The organism is Glutamicibacter uratoxydans (genome assembly GCF_006539925.1).
Classification (GTDB): Bacteria; Actinomycetota; Actinomycetes; order Actinomycetales; family Micrococcaceae; genus Glutamicibacter; species Glutamicibacter uratoxydans.
Map to the genome: position 1 here is coordinate 41,037 of NZ_BJNY01000018.1, position 24,591 is coordinate 65,627.

A 24,591-nucleotide genomic window follows, 5' to 3' on the forward strand; every position below is an offset into this window, starting at 1 on the left:
GCCGCTTGTTCATTTCCACGCACTATTGGCCGAGGTAAAAAACCAACAAAATTTACTCTGCATTCCAATGCCTTGCTACCCACTCCCGACCCGTCGGAAGGATGCACGCTCAAGCATTTGCGGGCCCAGTCCAGGTTGCCTGCTCCCCATGATTACGCGGGATTTCCAGCTGTAGCGGAAAACTGCCGCCATGAGAACCACCCCCGGGATGGTGCTTCTGAGAAAAAGATGACACTATCCAAATCCCATTCAAAGGATAAAATTATTCTTATGACAGAAAGCAGGCCATCGCGCCTCAACCGCGCCGTAGCCTACTTTTCACGTCGCCTCGACAACCACCCAGCGATTGCTTCACGCACACTGAATGACGAGGTCATTCGGGACATCGCAGGCATTCAACGCATTGCCGATCTGACTCTTCGCAACACGAGAATCACCACAGCCGATAGGCTTCTCGACCCTGCGACTGGCCCAGGAATTATCCGCGAAGCTCTCGAAAAAGGGTGCCTCCTGCTGTTCATTGAAGTAGACCAGCTCGATTTCCCGATGCTGCAGTACGAACTGGGCGAAGATCTGCAGCGCGTGGACGAGCCCAGCGGAAATCCTGTCGCATTGTGCGTTATCCACGTCGACCTCCTGCCGCATTCGCCCCTGGGACAGACCGAAGCGGTCCGCTCGCAATTGCACGGGATGTCAACAGTGCGCATGCGTTCGGCAGCCATCAGGTCTATGCCCCCAGGCATCGAACTGCAGCGTGCCAGCCGCGTGGCACGCATTGTGAACAACCCGCAATTCATCGTTTACCTGGTGGTGTTCGTCTATTCTTCGCTGCGCGCGCTGCCCGTAGTGTTTATCAAGCAGTTCCACGGCAGCCTTCTGGTGCTGTGGAGCATCGATATCGTCACGGCCATTCCCTACACCTGGGGCGTGCTGGCCATGCTCTTTGCAAAACGCTGGCAGACCCGCGCGCTAGGCACTTTGACCACACTGGCGACGTTCATTTCCCCCTATGTGTATTTCTGGCTTCACGGGCGCCACTACCCGCCATATGTCGCGGTAGTCATTGCCGCGTTGACGCTGCTGAGCGTGTTGACGGAATTCGGAAAGTTCCGGCACGAACGCCGGCTGCGCGCACGATACTCCAGCGTAAAGAACGTACCGGCACAGCCGCTGGCAGCCTGATTTTCCCTTCATGAGTCTGCGACCCAATAGACTCAAGGTATGAGAATCGACCGCCTTTTCCGCTTTCCCTTCAAGGGCCTTCCGGCCGAAGCAATCACTTCTGCCCAGGTAGAAAAGAATGCCGGACTCACCGGTGATCGGATCGCCGCATTCAGCAATGGCAGCAGCGAAGTTCTCGACGGACAGTGGCAGTCATGCAGCAACTTCACAATCTTGAAGAACGACAAGAGCCTGCAGAAGTGGTCCGTCAGCTCGCAGCCTCCGTTCATCACGGTGTCGGCGCCTTTTGAACAGGCCGAGGCATTAACCTTCGACGCGACAAGCGATGCGGGACGAGCTGAAGCCAACAAGTATTTTTCCGAATATCTTCCGGCTCAGGGAAAGTTCGAGCGCGAAGTTGTCACTGCTGGCAGCGGAATGTTCGACTCCCAGTACTCCGGCCTGTCGTTCATCAACCCCAATACCGTCAAGGCACTGTCCTCAGCCGCCGGGGTGGAATTGGATCCGTTGCGTTACCGCGGAAACGTGCTGCTGGCAGATGTGCCTGCCTTTGAGGAATTCAGCCTCATCGGGAAGGTCGTCCGCATCGGCGCGGTACGCGTGGCGATTACCAAGTCCATCGGTCGCTGCACCGCAACCTCTGTCAATCCGCAGACCACCGAAGTAGACGTCAATGGGTTGAAGCTGCTGACCGCCCATTTCGGGCATACTCACTGCGGCGTCTACGGAACAGTTCTGAATGAGGGCCAGCTTGATGCCGGCATGCAGATCCGGCTTGAAGCTGACCACGCTGAGGCCCAGGAACTGGTTCCCCGCAAGCGCACCCCGCGCTTTGTCGAGGTCCTCAACAGCACCCGCAATGCCGACGGCTCACTCCTGCTGACGCTGCATGATTCGCTCGGCTGGCTGGATGAGGACGAATCTGGAACTGCACTTCGCCTGCACTTCCCACAGCCGCGATGGGCAAACTACGCCATCAGTGCTGTCGACGGCCAGACAATGAGCATCCTCGTCGAAGCGGCGGATGAGAACCTGCAATACCTGGAAGCTCTGGAAGCCGGAGGCCGCGTTCTTGCCTCCGGGCCACAGGGCGGTTCGAGCACTGCCAAGGCACTGCGCAGGGAATCAGCCTCGTCGAAGAGCTAGCGCCACCGCGAAAGCTGGTTTGGACCTCGCGGCATATATGCGGGGCCAGCCATGCTTTCGCGGCTCGGGAAGGTTTGTTAATTCCCAGGCCACCGCGCTGTTGACTGCCGTAAATGTGCCGCTTCTAGGGTGGGCACGGATGCCGATGCGCATCTTCCCCCAACGAAAGAGGCTCTATGTTTTCCCGCCCATTCTCCGCGATTGCAGCATCCCTGTTGGTTCTCAGCCTGGCTTCACCTGCCATGGCGGCACCCACGCAGTCCGAGAAAACTAAAACCAACGAACGCAACGGATCCTTCGACCTCCAAGCGCATCGAGGCGGCCTTGCAGAATGGACCGAAGAATCTATCCCGGCCTTCGCCAACGCCTTGCAAGTAGGTGTCACCACCTTGGAACTGGACACCATGCTCAGCGAAGAAGGCAAGATTGTCGTTTGGCACGACGACCGCATCCAGCCAGAAAAGTGCGCCGACACTGCGCCTGCCTTCAACGGCGATCCAGAGTTCCCCTACGTCGGGCAGCGGGTGGCCGACCTGAGCTTTGCCCAGCTGAGTACGCTGAACTGCGGATACCAAAAGCTGCCGGGCTACCCTGAGCAGAACGTCGCCGAGTCCAACCGCATTGCCCAGCTCAAGGACGTCTTTGCGCTGGTCAAGGATTCAAAGGCGAAGAAGGTCCGTTTCAACATCGAGACCAAGGTCGAAGACGGCAAAGCCGGCGGCCCTGCAATGGAGGAGCTGACAGTCGCAGTCCTCAACGAGATCCAGGAATGGGGCATGGCCGAACGCTCAACCCTGCAGTCCTTCGACTGGGCCGCACTGAACCTCGCCCGCGATCTAGCCGCCGACGGCAAGGCTCCGAAGCTCCCTCTTGTTGCGTTGACCAGCGGGGACAAGGCAATGGGAGTTGGACAGCCGGGTGCAGCTCCCGAACTTGGCGGCATCGACATCGACGACTACGACGGATCCTTGGCCAAGGCGGCCAAGGCCCAGGGCTATGACGTTATTTCGCCGGCGTTTGCGGCGGTCACGGACCAGATGATCCTGGAGGCGCACCAGTTGGGGCTGCCGGTCGTCCCATGGACCGTAAACAAGCGCACCGACATGGAACGCCTGATGGATATGGGAGTGGACGGCATCATCACCAACTTCCCAACCCGCCTGCGCGAATTGATGGACGAGCGCGGACTGAAGCTGCCAAAGTCCTACGCTCCGATTCAGGACTAATCCAGACTCGGTATTCGATCTGAAGAACGTTTTACGGGCGGCGGCAATTATTGGACTGTCCAATTGCTGCCGCCCTCAGTCCTGCACTGCAGTTGGAACCGGAATCACGCCCGATGGGTGTCGAGAAATGCCATTACAGTTCGGGACACCGCTTGCGGCTGTTCGTCAATGACGAAGTGTCCGGCGTCTTGAATCACTTCCAGCTGCACGTCAGGACCGATCAGCGAGGAATCCTCGAACACTTTCCGGAGCACAGCAGCTGGAAAACCAGAATCCTTCGCACCAAAAATAAATTGCGAAGGCATGGCAAACCTCGCCGAGCGATACGAGCCGGCGATGATCCTTGCAAGTTCAGGAAGCACTACCTGGCGGCATAGCAATTCGGCTGCCCGTGGAAACTGCGGCAGTTTCATTGTCTTCTCGTACTGCGCGAGCACTTCATCGTCCAGCGCCTTGGTGAGAAACTTCGGCGAGAAAAAATGTCTGAACATTGTTCCTGAAGCCATCAGTTTTCGACCGAGATAGGGGACGGCCAGCGCCTCCTGATGCCACAAATTTTTCATTCCAGGGATGAGATCCACCGAGAATCTCATTTGCGGCGGTGGCACCGCGACCATGATCTGGGAGGAAAACCGTTCAGGCAGTTCCAGTGCAAGCTGGAACGCAGTAATTGCGCCCAAATCGTGGCTGACCATTGCCACCGATTTCAAGCCCAGCTGATCTAAAAGGCTGACCACGTCGTGAAATCGCTGCAACCTCGTCATTGGGTTGATCGGCAATTCGCTCCAGCCTTCACCCCGCAGGTCGGGAGCTATCGCCCTGTATCCTGCTTTGGCTATCGCAGGAATCAGATCCCTGAACTCCCACCATGTTTGACCAAAGCCGTGGAGCAACAGGACCGGGGCGCCTGCTCCCATTGTTGCAATATGCAGCCTTCCATCGTGCAGCTGAACATAGGAATGTTCCACACCGGCTATTTCTGGCGCAGTTGTTACCTCTGAATATTTGGCGGCCACGAGCTTCTCCTATCCAATAATGAAGTTTGGATGTACTGCCATGAGTTGGCAGCTGAGGCACAGAAGACTGCTGCGCCGGACTATCAGCCGTTGACGCCTTCCAGAAAACATTTGATGCGCACTAGCCAGCTGAACCGAGATCTACGCCGGGTCCTCCGGCTCGTACCCTGAAGATACTACTTTCATAGTGGATTGTCACTACTTTTATAGTGATGCGAGAATCAGAGCATGGGATCGGAAGAAACAAGCAAACCACGGGTGGATCGAGTTCTCGACGCAGCACTGAACATCCTCGCCGAGCAAGGCCTGCGTGCTGTCAGCCACGCACGCATCGATAAACGCGCACTGCTTCCCCTAGGCTCCACGTCTAACTATTTCAGGACCAGACAAGCACTGCTCGAAGGGCTGATTGCTCACCTTGCCAGACTTGAACGAGAGGATTTCGCGAACGTACCTCCTCAGGAAGCCCGCATTGATGCGGAAGCGGCATTTACCCAGATGCTGGAACTGCAAAGTGGAATCTTCCGAAATCGCACGCTGGCAAGATATGCCTTGTTCATCGACTTGGCCTCAACTCCCGATCTTATGAAGCCCCTGCTCGAAAACCGCAAAGGGTTCGAGCTCTGGACCACCGCCACCCTTGCAGCGCTGGGAGCCTCAGATCCCCTAAGCTGCACGACATTTTTGATGGCTACGCTGGACGGAGCATTGCTCCATCGAATCAGTGTCGATCCAGAGATGGCTATCGAACCAGTCGTGCACCGCGCGCTCGCGGCTTGCCTGGATAATGACCTGAAATAGCTCTCCTCTTATCGAAGTACTACAGCAAGCCCAGAAGCTTATCTTCTTCCTAGTCCACGCTCGTATCCCGGCTGACTCTCATGCGGTGTTGTCATCTTCCAGCCGAGCTGGTGAAGATCTACTATGGTTAATTTAAAGTTGCTCTGGGGAGCAGCTTCCTAGCTTGCCATCCAGCTTCGATGAACCACGGTTCTCAGCGGAGCCGGGGCCAGGTATCGGATTCAAAATAGTGGGGTATTTTGGGGATGAATAACTTGGGATTAAATTTCACCGCAGTTGATTTTGAGACTGCCAGTTTTGAGCCTGCATCCGTCTGCGCCGTTGGTCTGGTGAAAGTCCGTGACGGCGTGGTTGCGGAACGCGCCAGCTGGTTCGTCCAGCCTCCAACAGGCACATCAATCCATGACTTCGACCCGCAGCAAATGGCGAAGCACGGAATCGGGCCGCAGGATGTCGCCGATGCCGCCACGTGGGAACAGTCGCTGGCGCGGATCCAAGAGTTCGCGGGCTCCGATGTTCTGGTGGCCCATGACGCGTCCTTCGCACAAAAGATTCTTGAGCAGGCATCATCATATTCCGGTCTTGCCACCACCCCTCTGACCTGGCGTTGTTCCATGAATCTTGCGCAGCGGATGCTTGACCTGCCGGTTGCCGGCTTGGAAGCGGCCGCGGCATCGCTCGGTGTCACGGACATCGATCATGAGGAGTTAAGCGCAGAAGCCGAAATGACGGCCCAGGTAGTGCTGTCCATTGCGCAGCAGTTCGAAATGTCATCGATCGACGAGCTATGGCCCGCAAAAACTCCTGCCAACCGGAGAAATTTCAGGCTCCGCGCCGACAATGCAGCTCATGGACAGCAGACCGGCCCCGACCCTGCCCACCCGTTGTTCGGCCAGCACGTTGCAATTCTCGAAGAACCCGAGAAGATCAGCCTCTTGGAAGCCGAAGAGCTGATTACCGAGTTCGGCGGGATCTTTGAGAACTCGATCACGCCGGAAACCACAATGCGTGTGCTGTCTGAAGCTGAGGCACGCTCCCCCGAAGCTGCCCTGCACTATGGAGGTGAAGAACAGCAGATCCAGCTTCTGGGCGAAGAAGAGTTTCTGCACCTGCTGGATCCCAACAGCGCCATGCCAGCCGAAGATCATGAGGCCGCCCAGCGCAAGCCGAGGGCCCCAGAGCTCGGAGCCCTCTTCCAGTCGCCTCCTGCCCCGCGGCAGACAGCTATCTCGGAAGAAGCATTTGTGGCAGATGCGCCGGTACATGCAATAGAGCACCCCAACTACCAGGAGCACGAAAAGCTGCAGCGCAGCATCAGGGTTGGCGGCGGCGCACTGCTGATTGTCGTGGCAGTTGCCATGCTCGTCCTCGGCATCGCAACCATCGGACAAGGCGACGTGGTGATCGGCCTCTTCTGCCTGGTGGTCATGGCCATGGCGGGCCTGTTCAGCTTCAAGCTCTTCCAACGGCCGCTGAAGTGGTAGAGGATAGACTGAACCCGCCACCTACCAAGTAGATGACGGGTTCATGTTTGTGCGCCCTGCGGGGATCGAACCCGCGACCAGCGGATTAAAAGTCCGATGCTCTACCATCTGAGCTAAAGGCGCACGGCCTACGGCCAAAAACCATATTACCTGAAGTCGTCCTGCACACTTAATCGAGCATGCGGCCCCCGCCTGCAGGTTGCCCAGCTCACTGAAAAGACCAAGGAAAAAGGGGTAACCTTGTCGCCATGAGAGGTGCTCGATCAGGATCAAAAACCGCCCACGAATCAGGGTTCAGACATCACAAGCCACGCCCCTTCGCACCCTTGGACTTCGAGCCCTACGAAGGCGGAGCGGACCCTGCCCGGGTCTCCGAGGCAGCGCACCTTTCAGCACAGGCTTTTGTGCAGCGCGGCATTGAAAACCAGGATCCAGAGGTGGCGCAGCGGCTGATTGCCGTCGCCGAGGATCAGGGAATCGAGGTGCTGGCCGAGCTGTGGAGCGAGGCTCCCGCGCATTCGCTTCCCGGCGCCCTGTGGCGGCTGTATGCCGTGCGCACCGCAACTCTGAACATGCCTGATGTGATGGCCGCCCGCTTCTCAGCCGGGGCCCACCGGGCGCAGGTTGAACGCATCGTCGCAGGCGTCGCCGAGCCGCCGACCTCCGAGGAGCTGAAGAAGATGACCAGCTCCATCCTCTCCGGCGCATTCGACGGGGACTTCGCCCACGCCTTGGAACGCACCGCCGCCTACTGCCGCGTGCTTGCCCTGGGCATGGTCGAACATGCGGATGCGGCAGACCTAGCAAGCAGCGCCCGCGGCACGCAGCTGACCCAGCGGGCTCGCTCGCTGGACAACACCGCCAATGACCTTGAAGTCTGCGCGCGGATGTGGCGCCAGGGCACCCTGGTCTAAGACGCAAATCTGTTTTAATCCGGCCGCGCCCGTAGGATTAATGCGCAGGATCGACGAGTGAAAGGCCGGTGCGTGAGTTCGGACAACAAGGCTTCATCTTCTGGAACCGTGCGCTGGCTACTGATCTTGATCGCCACGGCGCTGTTGTCGCAGACCGCGTTGAACCTGGTTAGGCCGGTCACCACCTATAAGCTCATCTCGCTGCATGCAGACTCGGTCACCATCGGCGCCGTCACCGCCGCCTACGCGCTGCTGCCGCTGTTCACCGCGATCTACCTTGGCAGGGTCAGCTCGCGGATGCGCCAGATCCGCTACCTGATGCTCGGCGGGGCGCTGCTGCTGGCTGTCGGCGGGGCCGGCATCGCACTGTCCCCCAATGCGCTGCTGGTGGCCACGGCGAGCGCCGTGCTGGGACTCGGGCACCTGATGTTCACCATCGGCGGCCAATCCTCGATCGCACGCTTTCTGCCCGATACGGAGCTTGACAAGGGATTCGGCTGGTTCACCGCCGCCTTCTCCGCGGGCCAGTTCCTGGGGCCGCTGATTGCAGGGTTCGTGCTGGGCACCGGCACCAGCGCAGACTCCCCCGAGCGCATTGCAAGCATCAGCCTTTCGCTGTGGATCGGCGCCGGCTGCGCGCTGCTGGCCATTCCGCTGCTGCTGCCCAACCTGCAGCCGAAGGTCTCCAAGAAGGCCCTGCCCAGCGCCCCGGGCAAAAAGAAGACTTCTGCCATTGGCATCCTGAAGATCCGCGGCGTTGCCTCGCATATGTTCGCTTCGCTCACGCTGTTGTCCATTTTGGACATCCTCACCGCCTTCCTCCCGCTGGTTGCCGAGAAACATAACGTCACACCCACTGCAGTCGGTGTGCTTTTGGCCATTCGCGGGTGCGCCTCGGTGGTCTCCCGCTTGGTGATCCCGCAGCTCTCGGCCCACTTCAGCCGGCAGTCGCTGCTGACTGTGAGCCTCTATATTGCGGCAGCCACGATCGCCATCGCCCCGGCGTTCATCGACTCGCTGTGTATCGCGGGAGCTGCGCTGCTGGTTGGCGGCTTCTTCCTGGGCCTGGGCCAGCCGCTGACCATGACGATGATTTCCACCTCGGTGCCGCCGCTTGACCGCGGGGCTGCGCTGGCTGTCAGGCTCATGGGAAACCGGCTGGGACAGGTGGCTCTGCCGGTGATTGCAAGTACCGTGGCGGCCGGTATGGGCCCGGGAGGCGCCATCTGGTTCAGCTGCGCGCTGCTGGGCGCCAGCGCGGTGGAGAAAACCATCCGTCGATGACGTGAGAAGTCGCACTGAATCCGGTGCGCAGTTGACAGCCAGCCGGTGATGCGAGAAAACTAGGATGCGGTGTCGGGCCGCTGGTAACCCCGGGCTCCAAAACTCTGCCGCTTCGAGCGGCCTTCCGCCGAGAGGCGTTCCCGGTCCGGCACCGCTAAATTTCAGTGTTCACTTACACGCCGTAAACTGTACTGCGTTGGTACCTGCTTCTTAAAGTTCTATTCGAATGGTGCGCCGTACAAAGTGAAGTTCCAGATCTTTCCGTCAGCCTCGCGCGGCATTGAGCTGCTCTGCGACCTAGCTGCAACGATCCGCCGCTCGGTGGCGGGCGTGTCTGAAATGATCGGCAATCCCGACGGCCGCACCCAGCAGCTGCGCGAGCTTGCCGCCGCGGAGGCCGAGGCCTCGGACCTGGTCCATGCGGTGCTCACCCACCTGCGCACCAGCTACATCAGCCCGCTGCCGCGTGAGGACATGTACACGCTCTCCCGCCTGCTGCACGAGACCATGGAGCACCTGCGCGGCACCGGCGAGCTGATCATGAACGTGGGCTCCACCCCGCTGTCTGAACGCTCCTCCGAGCAGCTTGAGCTGATCTCCCAGCTGGCGGGGCTCGCCGCTGACTCGGTGCAGCGCCTGAACAACCTCGATGACCTGGAAGACAACTGGCTGCAGATGTTGCAGTCCTCCAAGCGGGCCGCGCGTACGCACCTTGTCTGGCTCAATGAGATCGCAAACTTCTCCAAGGCCGGCACCATGCACCGCCACCAGTCGGTCGCCGACCATCTGATGCTCACCGCCAATACCCTGCGCCAGTTCGCGGACCACCTGGGCCGCGTTCTGGTCAAGGAGTCCTAGAGGCCATGACCGTTACTTCGGTGCTCACCGTCATCGCGGTGATCCTGACCTTGGCCTACGCGGTGCTCAACGGCTTTCGAGATTCATCGACAGCCATCGCCGCCGCGGTGCGCACCCGGGCGCTGACCCCGGTGGTGGCAGTGGTCGTCGCAGCATTCTTCGCATTCCTGGGCACGCTTGCCACCTCTGGGCTGAGCACCGCCCTGGTCGATGCGCTGAACTTCAACGTCCCCGACGGCACCGCCGGGCTGAAGATGGTGATCTGCGGTCTTATCACCGCCGGCGCCTGGGGCATCTACTGCTGGTGGCGGGGCATGCCGATGAGTTCGACGCATTCGCTGCTCTCCGCCCTGGTCGGCGCCAGCGGCGCGGCCGCGTTCGTGGGCGACGAGTCGATGGCAGGGGCCTGGCAGCTGCTGCTCGGCTCGGTGCTGCTTCCGCTGCTCGTCGCGCCGGTGGTTGCCTATGCCCTGTCCTATCTGGCGGTGATCCCCGCCATGTGGCTGGTCCGGCACAACACCTCCCGCACCGTCAACGAGGTCTCCCGCACCGGCCAGGCAGTCACCGCCTGCGCGGCGGCGCTGGGCCTTGGCCTGCAGGACGGCCAACGCACCGGCGCGCTGGTCGCGCTGGTGCTGATGAACGGCCACATGATGGATCCCGGCCCGGTCACCTGGGTCATCCAGCTGGCCGCGGCAGCCGCGCTGTCCTTCGGCGTGCTGCTGGGCGGCTGGCGCATCACCCACACGCTGGGACGCCGCCTGGTGAACTTCGACCCGCTGCGCGGAATGATCGCCCAGGGCGTCTCCGCGATCATGCTGTTCCTCGGCTCTCTGGTCTTCCATCTGCCGCTGTCCACTACCCAGACCGTCACCAGCGGCATCGTGGGCGCCGGTCACAACCAGAGCTTCGAATCGGTCTTCTGGCGCAATGTGGCCAAGGTGGCGCGGATCTGGGTATTGACTCCCGTGGTCTGCATCTTCGGCGGCGCGGTGTTCACGCTGGCCATCAGCCCGCTGTTCTAGTCCTCCCCAGGGGTGAACAGGTCCTCGATGCTGCACCCGAAGAGCTTGGCGATCCGGAAGGCCAGGGGCAGCGAGGGGTCGTAGCGGCCTTTCTCCAGGGAGATGACCGTCTGGCGCGAGACTCCGAGTTCGTCGGCCAGCTGCTGCTGGGAGAATCCGCGCAGCTTGCGGTGCTCCGGTAGCGAGTTTTCCATCTAGCCCTCGGTACGCTTGATCAGCTGGTACCTGATGGCAAAGTCAATCAGCAGCAGGGAAAGCACCAAGGCGAAGGCCAAGCCCAGCGGGACCTCCAAGAACCAGTCGACCTTGAACTGCAGGAAGCTCAGCACACCGGCGCCAAGTCCGAGGAACAGCAGCATGTCCCTGAAGACTGCGGCGCCTGCCCGCTCCGCCCAGCGGCTCTCGATAGACTGCTCAACATCCTTCGGGGCTCCGGTGATCGTCTCGCGGTCCACCAGCAGAACCCAGATCAGCGCGCTGAACGGCAGCCAGAAGCTGATGGAGTAGCCGGCCAGGGCGAGCGGAATCTGCTGCGGATAACCCAGCACCGCGGCCAGCGAACCCAGGGCCAGCGCAATCGCCAGTCCCCCGCCGAGGCTGATGCCCAGCAGCTTGCGCGTGCTTCCGCCAGAGCGCATCCGGCCCCATCGCGACTTGGTCAACTCACTCATCGTCCCCTCCTGCATGGTCGTTTCCTGCTCTTGCAACCACCCTATAGTCAAGCTTCCTTTACAGTCAAGGAAACTTTACATGGGTGCTTAAAAACCAGCGGCGCACCGAAGTGCGCCGCTGGCGATGATCCCCTCCAGGATCCTCGGAAGACCCCCCTTCCGGTCCGTCTGCCCTGGGGCAGACGAATTCTTTATCCGAAGCGTCCTGAGACGTAGTCTTCGGTAGCCTTCTGCTCTGGGTTGGAGAAGATGGCGGCGGTGTCGTTGAACTCGATGAGCTTGCCCGGCTTGCCGGTGCCTGCAATGTTGAAGAAGGCGGTCTTGTCGCTCACGCGGGCGGCCTGCTGCATATTGTGGGTCACGATCACCACGGTGTAGTCGTTCTTCAGTTCGTTGATCAGGTCCTCGATGGCCAAGGTGGAAATCGGGTCCAGCGCCGAGCAAGGCTCGTCCATCAGGATCACGTCCGGCTTCACCGCAATGGTGCGGGCGATGCACAGGCGCTGCTGCTGGCCGCCGGAGAGGCCGGAGCCCGGCTTGTCCAGGCGGTCCTTGACCTCGTTCCACAGGTTCGCGCCGCGCAGCGACTTCTCCACCAGCGCATCGGCGTCGGACTTGGAGATCTTCTGGCCGTTGAGCTTCACGCCGGCGAGCACATTGTCCTTGATGGACATGGTCGGGAACGGGTTCGGGCGCTGGAAGACCATGCCGATCTGGCTGCGCACGGTCACCGGGTCAACGCCAGGGCCGTAGAGGTCGTCGCCGTCCAGCAGGACCTCGCCCTCGACGCGGCCGCCGGGGATGACCTCGTGCATGCGGTTCAGGGTGCGCAGGAAGGTGGACTTGCCGCAGCCCGATGGGCCGATGAATGCGGTGACGGACTTCGGCTCGATGTTGATGGAGACGCCTTCAACGGCCAGGAACTTGGAGTAGTAGACGTTCAGGTCATTGACGTCGATGCGTTTTGCCATGATTATTCCTTGAAAAGTTTGGGGTTTCGGACCGGAGCCTTAGCTCAACGGCCCTTCTTTGGGGCGAAGATCTTTGCGATCAGGCGGGCGATGAGGTTCAGCGCCATCACCATCAGGATTAGCAGCAGGGCCGCTGCCCATGCGCGCTGCAGCGATGGATCCACATTGGTCGGGCTGGTCGGCGTCATGATCTGGTAGTAGATGAACGTCGGCAGCGTGGACATCCAGTTGGCAAACACATTCAGGTTGATGTTGCTTGCGATGCCGGCGGTGACCAGGATCGGCGCGGTTTCGCCGATGACTCGGGCGATGGCCAGGGTCACGCCGGAGGCGATGCCGGAGATGGCGGTCGGGATGACCACCTTCAAGATGGTGCGCCAGCGGCGCACGCCCAGTGCGTAGGATGCTTCGCGCAGCTCGTTCGGAACGATCTTGAGCATTTCTTCGGTGGAGCGGACCACGGTGGGGATCATCAGCACGCTCAGGGCGACTGCCGCGACGATGCCCATGCGGGAGTTCGGGCCCAGCAGCAGGCCGAAGAAGGCTGCCGCGAACAGGCCGGCAACGATCGACGGAATGCCGGTCATGACGTCCACGAAGAAGGTGATGGCGCGGGCCAGCGGGCCGTTCTTGCCGTATTCGACCAGGTAGATCGCGGTGAGCATGCCCACCGGAACCGAGATCAGGGTGGCCCACAGGGTGATCAGCAAGGTGCCCATCAGTGCGTGGTAGGCGCCGCCCAGCACCGGGGTGCCTTCGGCGACGGTCTGGTTGTCCACCGCGCCGGTGATGCCGTTCATCGAGGTGAACAGGAAGTGGCTGTTCATGCCCGGCAGGCCCTTTTCAAGCACCGTGTAGAGCACCGAGGCCAGCGGGATCAGCGCCAGGATGAAGCTTGCGTAGATCAGGTAGGTCCACATCGCGTTCTTACCGCGGCGCTTGCCCTCCACCACGGTGGTGGCCACCGAGGCGATGACCAGGAACAGGACCGCGGAGTAGATCGCGAAGGTCGCCACTGAGAAGCCGGTCAGCGTGGACGCCGCGGCGCCGAGCACGATGGATCCTGCGCCGATGGCCGGCAGGGCCCACTTGGGCATCTTGCCCTTGGCCAGCGAGTTGCGCTTGCGGCTCGGCGGCGGGGTCAGGGTCGTATTGCTGCGTTCAAAAGTTGTCATGGCACTCATCAGTTGGCTCCGGAGAATTCCTTGTGGCGGGCGATGATTGCCCGGGCGATCATGTTCACGACCAAGGTGATCAGGAACAGGACCAGGCCGGCGGCGATGAGCTCGGCCAGACGCAGCCCGAAGGCTTCAGGGAAGTTCAGTGCGATCTCCGCGGCAATGGTCTGGTTGCCGGACTGGATCAGCGAAGGGATCAGGCCGCCGGTGGAGAGCACCAGGGCTACCGCCATGGTCTCGCCCAGGGCGCGGCCCAGGCCCAGCATGACTGCGGAGATGATGCCCGGGCGGGCGAAGGGAAGCACCGCGGTGGTGATCATTTCCCAGCGGGTGGCGCCCAGGGCCAGCGCGGCTTCCTCGTGCAGCTTGGGAGTCTGCAGGAAGATTTCACGGGACAGCGAGGTGATGATCGGCAGCACCATCACTGCCAGCACGATGCCGGCGGTGAGCATGGTCTTGCCGGTCTGCGATGCAGGGCCCTCGAAGATCGGGATGAAGCCCATGTTGGCGGCAAGCCAGTCGTAGCCAGGCACCAATGCCGGGGCCAGGACCATGTAGCCCCAGGCGCCGTAGATGACCGAGGGGATGGCCGCCAGCAGGTCGATCACATAGCCCAGCGGGCCGGCGATCCGGCGCGGGGCGAAGTGGGAGATGAATAGGGCGACGCCCAGTCCAATGGGGGTGGCGATCAGCAGGGCGATGGCCGCCGCGATCACGGTGCCGATGACGATCGGCCAGATATAGGCGAAGAATCCTTCGCCGCCGGAAATGTCGGCGGGGTCTGCCATAAACGTCGGCAGGGCCTGGATGAGCAGGAAGACAGCCACCGCGAAGAGGGTGATGAGGATCAGCACACCGGCGCCGAGCGCGGCGCCGGAGAAGATCTTGTCCCCGGCGCGGCCGGACGTCGATGACTTGCTCGTCAAAGCATTGGTAGTCATGGCTAAAGCCTTTTGTCGGTATGAGGGGTGTGGGGTGGAGGGGGTTGGTGCGGGCGGTGTCCCGCCCGCACCGTGGGTGCTACTTGGCGACGGTGATCGAGTCGATGGCAGCTGCTGCCTTCTCCTCGATGCTGGTCGACAGCGGTGCGTTGCCGGCCGAGTCGGAGGCGGTCTTCTGACCCTCGGCGGAAACTACGTACTTGCCGAACGCCTTGACCAGGTCGACGGTTGCCTGGTCCTTGTAGGTGTTGCAGTAGATGTGGTAGGAGAGCAGCACGATGGGGTAGGTGCCTGCTTCGGTGGTGTCGCGCTTCAGGTCAAGTGCCAGGTCGTTCTTGGCTGCGCCCTCAACCGGAGTGGCGGTTTCAAGTGCCTTGGCGGCTGCTTCGGCGGAGATCTTGGTGTACTCGTCGCCCACCTTGACGTTCACGGTGGACAGGTCGCCCACAGCGGAGAAGTCGGCGTAGGTGATGGCGCCCGGGGTGGAGCCGGCGGTGGAGACCACGCCGGAGGTGCCCTTGGCGTTCTCCGACTGGATGTCCTTCGGCCAGTCACCGGAGACGTCGTAGGTCCAGACATCGCCTGCGGTGGCCTTCAGGTACTCGACGAAGTTCTCGGTGGTGCCGGACTCGTCGTTGCGGTGCACCACGGTGATTGCGGTGTCAGGCAGCTTGGCGTCCGGGTTCTGCTTGGCGATCGCCTCGTCGTTCCACTTGGTGATCTCCTTCTTGAAGATCTTGGCGATGGTGGTCGCGTCCAAGTTCAGTTCCTCGACGCCCTCGAGGTTGAAGGCAACTGCGATCGGCGAAACGTAGGCTGGAACGTTGAAGGCGCCGTCTGGTCCGCAGACCTTCTTGGACTCTTCCTTCTCTTCCGGCTTCAGGTAGGCGTCCGAGCCGGCGAACTGCGCGCCGCCTGCCAGGAATGCCTTGCGGCCTGCGCCGGAGCCGTCCGGCGAGTACTGTACGTTGGCCTGTGCGTTCTGGCCCTTGAAGCCGGTGATCCAGGCTTCCATGGCGGACTTCTGCGAGGAAGCGCCGATGCCGGTCAGGGTGCCGGATACTGCAGCGTCGGCCGATGCGCCGCCTGCCGGGGCGCTGGAAGCCGCGCCGGTCGGGTTGTCGGAACCGCAGGCGGTCAGTGCAAGCGCTGCGATGGAAAGAACAGCAGCTGCACTGCCAAGACGATTGAGCTTCACGAGTGGTACTCCCCAGTAGTTTGGTGAATCTGATGTAAACCTTGCAGCGGACATCTGTCTCGCTTCATCTAGAACGTTAAGGAGCCAAAGTGACCAGCTCCCCCAGCAAAGGTGAACGAAAGGTTAACAACGAGTTTCCTTAGGGGTGATCCTGATCACCCTCCTCGGCGTCGTTCCGCACCGCCTCAAAAGAACGCCCTGTCAGCCGCCGATTAGCGGATTTTCAAGGGATTGGCCCGCCGCCGCATCCGCCAGTTCCCAAGATCATTGCCGGCATCAGGGCGCAGCCGCGGGCGCCCATGACAAACTAGAGCCATGGCTTCCGGTCGCACAGTGCGTTCTTTTCTTGCCACGCGCAACAAGGCGGGGCTGATCCGCGCGCGCAACTCCCTGCCGCGCATCATCCGCATGACCCTCGGCGCCATCGGCGCCTTCTGGGTTGCCGAAGAACTGCTGGGCCACACCCAGCCGATCTTCGCCGCCACCAGCGCGCTGGTGTCCCTGGGATTCGGCGGGGCCACCACCGTGCGGCGCACCGCCGAGGTGGCGCTGGGCTGCACGCTGGGCGTGGCGCTGGGCGACCTGCTGATGCAGTGGCTGGGCCAGGGCATCTGGCAGGCGGCGGTGGTGATGTCGCTGAGCCTGGTGATTGCCCGCTATCTCGACTCCGGCTCCATCTTCTCCACCCAGCTGGGCATGCAGTCGGCGCTGGTGGTGCTGCTGCCGATCAGCATCGACGGACCGTTCTCCCGCTCCATTGATGCGCTGGCAGGTTCGGTGCTGGCGCTGCTGATCATCATCCTGTGGCCCTCGGACCCGCGGCGCACCCCGGTGGCGGCACTGTCGGAGCTTTTCAAGGAGCTCTCCGAGGCAATGCTCGAGTGCTCCTGGGCGATCAGGGACGACGACCGCCGGGCAGCCTTCCATGCGCTGGTCAAGGCGCGCTCCACCCAGAAGTACCTGGACCAGCTGCCCGCGGCATTCAAGGCCTCGCAGGAAATCGCGATGCTCTCCCCGGCCGGCCGCCGGCACCGCGATGAGCTCAACCGCCTGTCAGACCGCTTCAACCACTACGACTGGGCCTCGCGCAACGCCAGGGTGTTCGTGCGCCGCCTGGCCTCCACGCTGAGCAACAGCGCGCTGACCCCCGAGGGCTCCGCGGCGCTGGCTCCGCTGCTGCGGGAGATCTCCGAGGGCATCAGCTCGCTGGCGCAGTCGGTGCGCGAACCGACCCTTGCCGGGCAGCATAAATACGAGAAGATCGCCCGCGCCCAGCTTGAGGCGGCGGCCGCCCAGCTGGACCCGCGGGCCCTTGGCGTGGAGGGGCTGCAGGGCGAAGGACTGGTGCTGCTGCTGCGCCCCATGGTGGTGGACCTGCTGGAAGCCGCGGGGCGCAGCAACGAGTCCGCCGTCGAGTTCTTCCCGAAGTTGTCCTAGCCGCTCGATAGCATTGGTACATGGCCAAAACTTCCACTAAGACCAAAGCCGCCGCGAGCTTCAAGTGCTCCGAATGCGGCTGGACCACCATCAAATGGGTGGGCCGCTGCGGCGAATGCCAGGCCTGGGGCAGCGTAGAAGAGGTCGGCGTGGTCAGCGCCCGCACCGTTGCGGCGGCCAAGGTGGCCCATCCAGCCAAGCCCATCGCGCAGATCGACGGCTCCGAGGCCGCTTTCCGCCCCAGCGGCGTGCCCGAGCTTGACCGCGTGCTCGGCGGCGGCCTGGTTCCCGCCGCCGCCATCCTGCTGGCCGGCGAACCCGGCGTGGGCAAGTCCACCCTGCTGCTTGACGTGGCAGCCAAGGCGGCCCAGACCGGCCTGCGCGTGCTGTACCTGACCGGCGAGGAGTCCGCCGCCCAGGTCAAGTCCCGCGCTGAACGCATCAACGCCATCGCCGACACCCTGTACCTGGCCGCTGAAACCGACCTGTCGCTGGCGCTGGGGCAGATCCAGGAGATCAACCCGCAGCTGCTGATCCTCGACTCGGTGCAGACCTTCTCCTCAGCAGAGGTCGACGGGGCCGCCGGCGGCGTCTCCCAGGTGCGCGAGGTGGCAGCCTCCATCATCAACTCCGCCAAGACCCGCGCCATGACCACGATCATGGTGGGGCACGTGACCAAGGAGGGCTCGGTGGCGGGCCCGCGCCTGCTCGAGCACCTGGTGGACGTGGTCTGCCAGTTCGACGGCGAAAAGCATTCGCGGCTGCGCATCCTGCGTGCGCTGAAGAACCGCTACGGCGCCACCGACGAGGTGGGCTGCTTCGATTTGAACGAAGACGGCATCCAGTCCCTGACAGACCCGTCCAAGCTCTTTGTCACCCGCACCCGCAACCCGGTGCCCGGCACCTGCATCACAGTGACCCTCGAGGGCCGGCGCCCGCTGGTGGCCGAGGTGCAGACCCTGCTTTCACGCGGCAGCGGCCCTGCCCCGCGGCGGGCCACCAGCGGCCTGGACGCGGCCCGCGCGCAGATGGTCGTCGCGGTGCTGCAGGCCCGCGCCCACATGGACCTGTCCTCCATGGACTCCTATATAGCTACGGTGGGCGGCGTGAAGATCACCGAGCCGGCCGCTGACCTTGCCTGCGCGCTGGCCCTGGCCTCCTCGCTGAACGAGTTCCCGCTGCCCCAGGACTTCGTGGCCTTCGGCGAGGTGGGCCTTGCCGGCGAGGTGCGCCAGGTCCCGGAGATCGCCCGGCGCATCACCGAGGCCCAGCGCCTGGGCTTCTCCTTCGCCATGGCCCCGGCCACGCCCGAGCCGCTGAAGAACATCCCAGAGGGGATCCGCGTATTCCAGGTGGAAAATGTTGCCCAGGCCCTGGACATCGCATTTAATCAGCGGCAGAAGCCTTCGCGCTAAACTTGGAACTGCTGCCCGCTGAAAGGACGCACGTTGAAGCCGCACCCCGCCCCAGTTTTGCTTGCCACCCTGGCCCGGATTGCCCCGGGAACCGAACTGGCCCAGGGGCTGGAACGCATCCAGCGCGGACGCACCGGTGCGCTGATCGTGCTGGGCCACGACAAGGTCGTTGAATCCATCTGCTCCGGCGGCTTCAGGATCAACACCGAGTACACCCCCACCCGGCTGCGCGAGCTGGCAAAAATGGACGGCGCGATCATCCTCGACGCCTCGGCCAAGCAGATCCTGCAGGCAGGCGTGCAGCTGATGCCCAGCGCCAGCATCGAAACCCAGGAGTCCGGAACGCGCCACCGCACCGCGGAGCGCGTCGCGGCGCAGACCGGGTTCCCGGTGATCTCCGTGTCCCAGTCGATGCAGACGATCACCCTCTACGCCGCCGGCGAGCGCCATGTGCTGGAGCCTGCCGAACGCCTGCTGGCCCGCGGCAACCAGGCCATCGCCACCCTTGAGCGCTACCGCCACCGCCTCGACCAGGTCACCAGCGCGCTGTCTGCCGCCGAGATCGAAGACGCGGCCACCGTGCGCGAGGTGCTCGCGGTGCTGCAGCGCACCGAAATGCTGCGCCGCACCAGCGAGGAGATTTCCCGCTACGTGCTGGAGCTCGGCGTGGACGGCCGGCTGCTGGCCTCGCAGCACACCGAGCTGCTCGCCGGCATCCAGGTGGACAACCAGCTGCTGCTACGCGACTACTCGCATGCCGATGGCACCGAATTGGATATCGACGCGGCCCTGGAGAAGCTGCATGAGATTTCCGATGCACAGCTCATCGAGCCCGAGGCGCTGACCAAGATCCTGTTCCCGCACTCCGCCGCTGACCAGGAAGACCAGCTGACCCCCAAGGGATACCGCCTGCTGTCGCAGATCCGCTCGGTGCCCAAGGCGATCGGCGAACGGCTGGTTGCGTCATTCGACAACCTGCAGCTGCTGATGGCGGCCTCGACCTCGCAGCTGATGCAGATCGAGGGGGTCGGCGAGCAGCGTGCGCGCTCGATCCGCGAGGGGCTGGCCCGCATGGCGGAGTCCTCGCTGCTCGACCGCTATATCTAGGGCTACTTCAGTACGAAGGTCACCGGGTCGCTGGTAAGTTCGCCCAGCGCGGCGGTGAACTTGTAGGTTCCAGGCAGCGGCTGGGCGTTGACTGCCTTGCAGCCCGGAGCCGAGCGATTGCGGTTCCAGTCGAACTTCGCATTCTCCTTTTGGCCGGCTGCAAACTTCAACAGGACGTCTTCGCTGTTTGCCAGGCAGTCGACGGTGGAGAAGATTCGGTCGGACCCGCTGGAAATGAGGAACTCCTGCTGGCTGGTGCCGACGTTGACCTCGCACTCGCGGTCCGAGGTATTCTCGATGCCCAGGGTCAGCACCGGATTTTCTTCCGGCGCGTAGGACTTCTTGTCTGTGGACGCGGTGATCTTGACTTCGCCTTCTTTGCAGGCGTTTGCCGAGGCAGTTTGCGCTTCTTCACCGCTGCCGGCGCTGGGCGAACTTTGCACGCTGGGTGCCGCAGCATCAGGGCTCGGCGCATCCGACGAGGTGAACATGCCGACCAGTACGGTGATGCCCCAGACAATCAATCCGATAAGCACGAGGGCCGCGACGGCTACGGTGATGCGCCGGCGCCGGTACACGCGGGCCGATGGCTTGCCCCCCGAAGTATTGCTCATGGGTTAAGGCTAGTTCATCCGCTGCCTATCTTGGCGTAACGGAGCCTAATTCTGCCCCGTGAATCAGCTGATCTACAGTGGTGGGGTGCAGCAAATTCACGACAAGATCAATAATTGGTATCTGGAGAACGCCCGCGACCTGCCATGGCGGCGTCCTGGCGCCACCGGCTGGGAAGTGATGGTCAGTGAGTTCATGCTGCAGCAGACCCCCGTAGTCAGGGTTCTGCCGGTATGGGAAGAATGGATGCGGCGCTGGCCTCGCCCGCAGGACCTTGCCGCCGAACCGCTCTCCGAAGCACTGAAGGCCTGGGGCCGCCTGGGGTATCCGCGCCGTGCGCAGCGGCTGCACGCGGCGGCAGTTGAGATCACGACCGAATACAACGGCCAGGTGCCGCACAGCGAGGAGCAGCTGCGTGCGCTTCCCGGAGTCGGTGACTACACCGCGGCCGCCATCGCCTGCTTTGCCTTCCACGAGCCAACGGTCGTCGTCGACACGAACATCCGCCGCGTGCATGCGCGCCTCTTCGGAGGCATGGCCCTGCCCGAGCAAAGCCCCCGCGCCAGCGAATTCGCCCGGGCCCGCCAGGTCCAGCCAGACGATAGCGCTACTGCGAATTTGTGGAATATTTCGGTGATGGAGCTCGGAGCGCTGGTGTGCACCGCGCGCAGCCCCAAGTGTGAACAGTGTCCGGTGTTCGATGACTGCGCGTGGATCAAGGCCGGGCAGCCTGCTCCGCACTACACTCCTAAGGGGCAGGCGTGGAAAGGCACCGACAGGCAGGTTCGAGGGGCGATCATGGCAATCCTGCGCGAGCATGAAGAACCTGTCGCCGAGCAGAGCTTCCTGGCAGATTTGGCGCATCAATCCCACGCCAAGTATGTCGCCCTGAGCATGCTCGAGTCGCCTTTGGAACAGCGCGAACGAGCACTAGCCGGGCTGCTGAACGACGGCTTAGCCGTCAATGAATCCGGCGGAATCCGACTGCCTTCCTGAGAACTACTGCCCATTTCTGCGCCTTAGCCCTAAAATCACGGCATGGACGCTTCAGAAGTCACAAACAAGGCCCAGCAGGTTATTGAACATCCCTGGGTCAAGCGGGTGGCACGCTTGGGTTATATCTCGAATGCGGTTCTGCACATCATGCTCGGCATACTCGCGATAGCTGTAGCCGCCGGCAGCCATGCCGAAGCAGACCAAGGCGGAGCCCTCGGCGCCATTGCAAAACAGCCACTCGGGGCAGTTGTTCTGTGGATCTGCGCTGCTGGTGCAGTCCTGCTGGGAATCTGGTCTGTAGTCCAGGCACTGCTGCCGCATCCCCGGAAGCTGAAAAGGCTCAAGTTAGCGGGGACCGGCGTGGTATTCCTGCTCTTGGCCGGCGCCTTCATGCAGTTCGCGTGGGGTGGCCACAGCGACTCGGGGAAAAGCACAAGCAGCTTCAGCGTCGCCCTGATGCAATATACCGGCGGCCGTGCCCTGCTGGTTCTCATCGGGTTGGCCTTCATCGGCGTCGGCGTCTACTTTGTCTACCGCGGCGTTACCCGCAGATTCCTCAAGGACGTGGATGCTTCAAGCCATGCAGGACTGCAGAAAACCATGACTATTTCTGGTGTCATCGGCTATCCGGCAAAGGGAATCGTGCTGGCAGCGGTGGGCCTGCTGTTCATCGTGTCGACAGTCCAGGGCGACCCGAAGGAATCGACCGGCGTCGACGGGGCGCTGAAAGCAGTCAGAAGCCAAGACTACGGCCCCACCATGCTCATCCTGCTCGGGGCAGGCCTGCTGGCCTACGGAATCTTTCTCGCATTCCGCTCGCGCTATGACAGCATGGACTCCTGAATCACAAGGTAATGATCATCCGGGTATTGCCCAGCGTATTCGGCTTGACCCGAGCCAGATCCAAGAATTCGGCGACGCCCTCATCCCGGGAAAGCAGGATTTCCTGGTACACGGATGGGTCGACCGCGCTTTGGTCGGCCATCACGCTGAAGCCCTGGCGCTCGAAGAACTTCACTTCAAAGGTCAGGCAGAAGACCCGTGCCACGCCGACGCTGCGTGCACGCTGCAGCAGCTCGGTCAGCAGCAGGTGGCCCACGCCTTTTCCGCGAACTTCCGCGGAGGTGGCAAGCGTGCGGATCTCTGCGATGTCTTCCCAGATGACGTGAAGGCCGCCGCATCCGACGATATTTCCCTCGTGGTCTTCGGCCACCACGAACTCTTGGATCGATTCATAGTAGGTTACCGCTTCTTTATCCAGCAAGATTCGCTCCTCGGCCAACGGCCGCACCAGATTGCGGATCGCGTGGACGTCACTGGTCTTGGCTGAACGAACGGTAATTGTATTCACACAATAAATCCTATGCCCGCGCGTTTGGAGAATCGATTCTTCGGCGTGCAAAAGTCATAGACCGCCAACCCAATATCGATCTGTGCGAGACTTGGCTTCGGCTGCTGTTGGTACCACGGTGAAGGAAGAGCATGAGGACGAAGTCTGCAGGCCCCGGCTTTGGGCTGCTGTCCATCTTGCTTGCGGCCGTTGGCATCGCTCCCCTGCTCAACTACGGCCTGAGCGCCACCAGCGACCTGGTGATCAGCGATCTCGGCATCAGCGAAACCCAGTTCGGCCTGCTGGCAACCGTATGCTTCGGCTGCGGCACCATCGGCAACGTGGTCTTTGGAAGGTACTCCGACCGACAGCCCGATGCGAAGCTGCTGGCCATTGTCTTCGGCATTGCAGCACTTGCCATGGCAGTCGCCGCCATTCCTGCTGGCTACATCTTCTTGCTGGCCGCCTCAGGAATTGCCGGGTTCGCCCAGTCCTTCCCCAATGGGGTGACCAACCGCATTCTTGTCCAGCGCGTGCCCGCCGACCGCCGCATTGGATGGACCGGCATCAAGCAGTCGGGCGTGCAGGTTTCACAACTGGTGGGCAGCGTCGGCTTCCCCCTGCTTGCAGGATTCATCGGCTGGCATGGGGCTTCCGCCATCGGCGCAGTGCTCGCCGCAGCGCTTGCGGTTCTCGCAGTACGCATCTTGGCTGCAACGCCGCTGCTTCCGGCCGGTGCGCCGAGGCAAAGGATCAGTGCGGCGCCGGTCGCTGCCAAGCCCGATGATTCCACGCGCTTCATAGTCTTTGCATTGACGCTTTTTGGGTTTATCAACGGCGTGGGGGTTCAGGCAACCAACGTTTACGTAGCATTGTTCGCCGTCCGAGAGCTTGGCTTCTCCCTAGTCGCCGGCGGATTGACCGCTGCAGTAGTGGGCGTCGTCGGTGTCAGCGCACGCATCGGCTGGGGAAAAATGATGGCCCGCGGCGTATCCGCACCCAAGCTGCTGCTGCTTCTGGCGCTGCTCGCAATGGCAGGCGGGATCAGCTTCCTCGGCGCACTGCTGGGGCACTCGACCATCCTGCTGTGGCTGGCGGTCGTCCTGCACGGCGCTTCTGCCCTCGGAGTCTCTGTGGTGCTCATGGCCGCGCTGCTGCGCGCGATTCCCGCCAGCCGGATGGGCAGCGCCAGCGGCATCGTGACCGCGGGCCAGTTTGGCGGGTTCACCGTCGGGCCATTGGCCATGGGCATGCTGATCAGCTCCTCCGGAGGTTTTGCAGCAGGGTGGATTGCAGTCATCTGCATCTACACTGCATGCACGGCGCTGGGGATCTACCTAGTGCTTCGGGCACGACAGAGATCCTGACCGATGGATCTCCAAGCCCTCAAGACACTGGCCCACCTTCGGCGAGCGCGGGACCACATCGACCGCAGCTACGCCGAACCCTTGGACGTGCCCACGATGGCCCAGCAGGCGCTCATGTCCCCCGCCCACTTCTCCCGGGAATTCAAGCGGGCCTATGGCGAAACCCCGCATTCCTACCTGCTGACCCGCCGGATCGAACGGGCAATGCATCTGCTGCGCGCGGGAGTTTCGGTCACCGATACCTGTATGCAGGTTGGCTGGACTTCGCTGGGGTCTTTCAGCACGCGCTTCACCGAGGTGGTCGGCGAATCGCCGTCGGCCTATAGGGAGCGCGACCACGAAGACACCGAACAGATCCCTTCCTGCATCGCCAAAATCCTGATGCGTCCCGAGCGTTTTTGATCCAGCAGTTTTGAAGAAGTCCTGGCCAAA

Annotated in this window: 25 protein-coding genes and 1 tRNA gene; 16 read left to right on the top strand and 10 right to left on the bottom strand. The window is 62.3% G+C overall.

Annotated features, from left to right (window positions below; genetic code table 11):
- Positions 1–228: 228 nt before the first annotated feature.
- The 3 genes from AUR04nite_RS14335 to AUR04nite_RS14345 all read left to right on the top strand — a co-directional run bounded on the left by AUR04nite_RS14335 (position 229) and on the right by AUR04nite_RS14345 (position 3,554).
- Positions 229–1,182, top strand: a complete 954-nt coding sequence (locus AUR04nite_RS14335) for a hypothetical protein (RefSeq protein WP_141366320.1) — start codon at positions 229–231, stop codon at positions 1,180–1,182.
- A gap of 39 nt (positions 1,183–1,221) precedes the next feature.
- Complete coding sequence (locus AUR04nite_RS14340) at positions 1,222–2,328, top strand: MOSC domain-containing protein (protein WP_141366322.1); 1,107 nt, start codon at positions 1,222–1,224, stop codon at positions 2,326–2,328.
- Positions 2,329–2,504: 176 nt separating this feature from the next.
- Positions 2,505–3,554, top strand: a complete 1,050-nt coding sequence (locus tag AUR04nite_RS14345; protein ID WP_141366324.1) for a glycerophosphodiester phosphodiesterase family protein — start codon at positions 2,505–2,507, stop codon at positions 3,552–3,554.
- Positions 3,555–3,658: 104 nt separating this feature from the next.
- On the opposite strand, the gene AUR04nite_RS14350 is transcribed toward AUR04nite_RS14345, so the two are convergent.
- Positions 3,659–4,570 (bottom strand): alpha/beta fold hydrolase, encoded by a 912-nt coding sequence (locus AUR04nite_RS14350; RefSeq protein ID WP_141366326.1) that lies wholly within the window; start codon positions 4,568–4,570, stop codon positions 3,659–3,661.
- A 228-nt stretch (positions 4,571–4,798) separates the two neighbouring features.
- Here AUR04nite_RS14350 and AUR04nite_RS14355 point away from each other — a divergent pair, with 228 nt between their 5' ends.
- Both AUR04nite_RS14355 and AUR04nite_RS14360 read left to right on the top strand, forming a co-directional pair.
- A complete protein-coding gene (locus AUR04nite_RS14355) occupies positions 4,799–5,371 on the top strand; it encodes a TetR/AcrR family transcriptional regulator (RefSeq protein ID WP_141366328.1) in 573 nt (190 codons plus the stop codon).
- 254 nt (positions 5,372–5,625) lie between these two features.
- Positions 5,626–6,855, top strand: coding sequence for an exonuclease domain-containing protein (locus AUR04nite_RS14360; protein WP_170184220.1), 1,230 nt, complete (start codon positions 5,626–5,628; stop codon positions 6,853–6,855).
- Between the two features lie 50 nt (positions 6,856–6,905).
- Here the strand turns inward: AUR04nite_RS14360 and AUR04nite_RS14365 are convergent.
- Positions 6,906–6,978: transfer RNA gene (locus AUR04nite_RS14365), tRNA-Lys, on the bottom strand.
- Between the two features lie 125 nt (positions 6,979–7,103).
- Between AUR04nite_RS14365 and AUR04nite_RS14370 the strand changes: the two genes are divergently transcribed.
- From AUR04nite_RS14370 to AUR04nite_RS14385, 4 genes are all read left to right on the top strand, one after another.
- On the top strand, positions 7,104–7,769 hold the full coding sequence (locus tag AUR04nite_RS14370; RefSeq protein ID WP_141366332.1) for a hypothetical protein: 666 nt from the start codon (positions 7,104–7,106) through the stop codon (positions 7,767–7,769).
- Positions 7,770–7,841: 72 nt separating this feature from the next.
- The gene (locus tag AUR04nite_RS14375) at positions 7,842–9,053 is read left to right on the top strand and encodes an MFS transporter (protein ID WP_246055544.1); all 1,212 of its coding nucleotides are present in this window, start codon (positions 7,842–7,844) and stop codon (positions 9,051–9,053) included.
- A 243-nt stretch (positions 9,054–9,296) separates the two neighbouring features.
- Positions 9,297–9,911 (top strand): hypothetical protein, encoded by a 615-nt coding sequence (locus AUR04nite_RS14380; RefSeq protein WP_170184221.1) that lies wholly within the window; start codon positions 9,297–9,299, stop codon positions 9,909–9,911.
- Positions 9,912–9,916: 5 nt separating this feature from the next.
- Entirely contained in the window at positions 9,917–10,936 is a 1,020-nt protein-coding gene (locus tag AUR04nite_RS14385; RefSeq protein WP_141366336.1) for an inorganic phosphate transporter, read from the top strand.
- Here AUR04nite_RS14385 and AUR04nite_RS14390 read toward each other — a convergent pair.
- From AUR04nite_RS14390 to pstS, 6 genes are all read right to left on the bottom strand, one after another.
- Positions 10,933–11,130, bottom strand: a complete 198-nt coding sequence (locus tag AUR04nite_RS14390; RefSeq protein WP_141366338.1) for a helix-turn-helix transcriptional regulator — start codon at positions 11,128–11,130, stop codon at positions 10,933–10,935. The genes AUR04nite_RS14385 and AUR04nite_RS14390 overlap by 4 nt on opposite strands.
- Positions 11,131–11,607, bottom strand: coding sequence for a hypothetical protein (locus AUR04nite_RS14395; RefSeq protein WP_141366340.1), 477 nt, complete (start codon positions 11,605–11,607; stop codon positions 11,131–11,133).
- A gap of 191 nt (positions 11,608–11,798) precedes the next feature.
- Positions 11,799–12,578: a phosphate ABC transporter ATP-binding protein PstB gene (gene pstB, locus AUR04nite_RS14400; RefSeq protein ID WP_141366342.1), complete on the bottom strand. Its 780-nt coding sequence runs from the start codon at positions 12,576–12,578 to the stop codon at positions 11,799–11,801.
- 44 nt (positions 12,579–12,622) lie between these two features.
- Positions 12,623–13,762 (bottom strand): phosphate ABC transporter permease PstA, encoded by a 1,140-nt coding sequence (gene pstA / locus AUR04nite_RS14405; RefSeq protein ID WP_407646709.1) that lies wholly within the window; start codon positions 13,760–13,762, stop codon positions 12,623–12,625.
- The gene (gene pstC / locus AUR04nite_RS14410; protein ID WP_141366347.1) at positions 13,762–14,697 is read right to left on the bottom strand and encodes a phosphate ABC transporter permease subunit PstC; all 936 of its coding nucleotides are present in this window, start codon (positions 14,695–14,697) and stop codon (positions 13,762–13,764) included. The genes pstA and pstC overlap by 1 nt, the downstream gene beginning before the upstream one ends.
- A 79-nt stretch (positions 14,698–14,776) precedes the next feature.
- The gene (gene pstS, locus AUR04nite_RS14415; protein ID WP_141366349.1) at positions 14,777–15,895 is read right to left on the bottom strand and encodes a phosphate ABC transporter substrate-binding protein PstS; all 1,119 of its coding nucleotides are present in this window, start codon (positions 15,893–15,895) and stop codon (positions 14,777–14,779) included.
- 315 nt (positions 15,896–16,210) lie between these two features.
- On the opposite strand from pstS, the gene AUR04nite_RS14420 reads away from it, so the two are divergent.
- From AUR04nite_RS14420 to disA, 3 genes are read left to right on the top strand one after another with little or no spacing between them, the layout of a single operon-like run.
- A complete protein-coding gene (locus tag AUR04nite_RS14420) occupies positions 16,211–17,332 on the top strand; it encodes an FUSC family protein (protein ID WP_141366351.1) in 1,122 nt (373 codons plus the stop codon).
- Positions 17,333–17,352: 20 nt separating this feature from the next.
- Positions 17,353–18,747: a DNA repair protein RadA gene (radA, locus tag AUR04nite_RS14425; protein ID WP_141366353.1), complete on the top strand. Its 1,395-nt coding sequence runs from the start codon at positions 17,353–17,355 to the stop codon at positions 18,745–18,747.
- Between the two features lie 33 nt (positions 18,748–18,780).
- Positions 18,781–19,854 carry a DNA integrity scanning diadenylate cyclase DisA gene (disA, locus tag AUR04nite_RS14430; protein ID WP_141366355.1) on the top strand — a complete coding sequence of 358 codons (1,074 nt, stop codon included), beginning with the start codon at positions 18,781–18,783 and terminating at the stop codon, positions 19,852–19,854.
- A 2-nt stretch (positions 19,855–19,856) separates the two neighbouring features.
- Here disA and AUR04nite_RS14435 read toward each other — a convergent pair whose 3' ends face one another.
- Positions 19,857–20,468: a hypothetical protein gene (locus AUR04nite_RS14435; protein ID WP_141366357.1), complete on the bottom strand. Its 612-nt coding sequence runs from the start codon at positions 20,466–20,468 to the stop codon at positions 19,857–19,859.
- Positions 20,469–20,553: 85 nt separating this feature from the next.
- Here AUR04nite_RS14435 and AUR04nite_RS14440 point away from each other — a divergent pair, with 85 nt between their 5' ends.
- Both AUR04nite_RS14440 and AUR04nite_RS14445 read left to right on the top strand, forming a co-directional pair.
- Positions 20,554–21,462: an HhH-GPD family protein gene (locus AUR04nite_RS14440; RefSeq protein WP_141366359.1), complete on the top strand. Its 909-nt coding sequence runs from the start codon at positions 20,554–20,556 to the stop codon at positions 21,460–21,462.
- 42 nt (positions 21,463–21,504) lie between these two features.
- Entirely contained in the window at positions 21,505–22,305 is an 801-nt protein-coding gene (locus tag AUR04nite_RS14445) for a DUF1206 domain-containing protein (RefSeq protein ID WP_141366361.1), read from the top strand.
- Position 22,306: 1 nt separating this feature from the next.
- On the opposite strand, the gene AUR04nite_RS14450 is transcribed toward AUR04nite_RS14445, so the two are convergent.
- Positions 22,307–22,813: an amino-acid N-acetyltransferase gene (locus tag AUR04nite_RS14450; RefSeq protein WP_141366363.1), complete on the bottom strand. Its 507-nt coding sequence runs from the start codon at positions 22,811–22,813 to the stop codon at positions 22,307–22,309.
- A gap of 131 nt (positions 22,814–22,944) precedes the next feature.
- On the opposite strand from AUR04nite_RS14450, the gene AUR04nite_RS14455 reads away from it, so the two are divergent.
- Complete coding sequence (locus tag AUR04nite_RS14455) at positions 22,945–24,159, top strand: MFS transporter (protein ID WP_170184222.1); 1,215 nt, start codon at positions 22,945–22,947, stop codon at positions 24,157–24,159.
- Between the two features lie 3 nt (positions 24,160–24,162).
- Positions 24,163–24,561, top strand: a complete 399-nt coding sequence (locus AUR04nite_RS14460) for a helix-turn-helix domain-containing protein (protein ID WP_141366365.1) — start codon at positions 24,163–24,165, stop codon at positions 24,559–24,561.
- Positions 24,562–24,591: the final 30 nt, after the last annotated feature.

Bases quoted from the DNA above. Each gene is read 5' to 3' on its own strand.
- AUR04nite_RS14335 (WP_141366320.1), top strand. From the start codon at position 229: ATGACACTATCCAAATCCCATTCAAAGGATAAAATTATTCTTATGACA.
- AUR04nite_RS14455 (WP_170184222.1), top strand. From the start codon at position 22,945: ATGAGGACGAAGTCTGCAGGCCCCGGCTTTGGGCTGCTGTCCATCTTG.
- pstB (WP_141366342.1), bottom strand. From the start codon at position 12,578: ATGGCAAAACGCATCGACGTCAATGACCTGAACGTCTACTACTCCAAG.
- pstA (WP_407646709.1), bottom strand. From the start codon at position 13,762: ATGAGTGCCATGACAACTTTTGAACGCAGCAATACGACCCTGACCCCG.
- AUR04nite_RS14370 (WP_141366332.1), top strand. From the start codon at position 7,104: ATGAGAGGTGCTCGATCAGGATCAAAAACCGCCCACGAATCAGGGTTC.
- AUR04nite_RS14390 (WP_141366338.1), bottom strand. From the start codon at position 11,130: ATGGAAAACTCGCTACCGGAGCACCGCAAGCTGCGCGGATTCTCCCAG.
- AUR04nite_RS14420 (WP_141366351.1), top strand. From the start codon at position 16,211: ATGGCTTCCGGTCGCACAGTGCGTTCTTTTCTTGCCACGCGCAACAAG.
- AUR04nite_RS14460 (WP_141366365.1), top strand. From the start codon at position 24,163: ATGGATCTCCAAGCCCTCAAGACACTGGCCCACCTTCGGCGAGCGCGG.
- AUR04nite_RS14445 (WP_141366361.1), top strand. From the start codon at position 21,505: ATGGACGCTTCAGAAGTCACAAACAAGGCCCAGCAGGTTATTGAACAT.
- radA (WP_141366353.1), top strand. From the start codon at position 17,353: ATGGCCAAAACTTCCACTAAGACCAAAGCCGCCGCGAGCTTCAAGTGC.
- AUR04nite_RS14385 (WP_141366336.1), top strand. From the start codon at position 9,917: ATGACCGTTACTTCGGTGCTCACCGTCATCGCGGTGATCCTGACCTTG.
- AUR04nite_RS14340 (WP_141366322.1), top strand. From the start codon at position 1,222: ATGAGAATCGACCGCCTTTTCCGCTTTCCCTTCAAGGGCCTTCCGGCC.
- AUR04nite_RS14435 (WP_141366357.1), bottom strand. From the start codon at position 20,468: ATGAGCAATACTTCGGGGGGCAAGCCATCGGCCCGCGTGTACCGGCGC.
- pstC (WP_141366347.1), bottom strand. From the start codon at position 14,697: ATGACTACCAATGCTTTGACGAGCAAGTCATCGACGTCCGGCCGCGCC.
- AUR04nite_RS14345 (WP_141366324.1), top strand. From the start codon at position 2,505: ATGTTTTCCCGCCCATTCTCCGCGATTGCAGCATCCCTGTTGGTTCTC.
- AUR04nite_RS14395 (WP_141366340.1), bottom strand. From the start codon at position 11,607: ATGAGTGAGTTGACCAAGTCGCGATGGGGCCGGATGCGCTCTGGCGGA.
- AUR04nite_RS14355 (WP_141366328.1), top strand. From the start codon at position 4,799: ATGGGATCGGAAGAAACAAGCAAACCACGGGTGGATCGAGTTCTCGAC.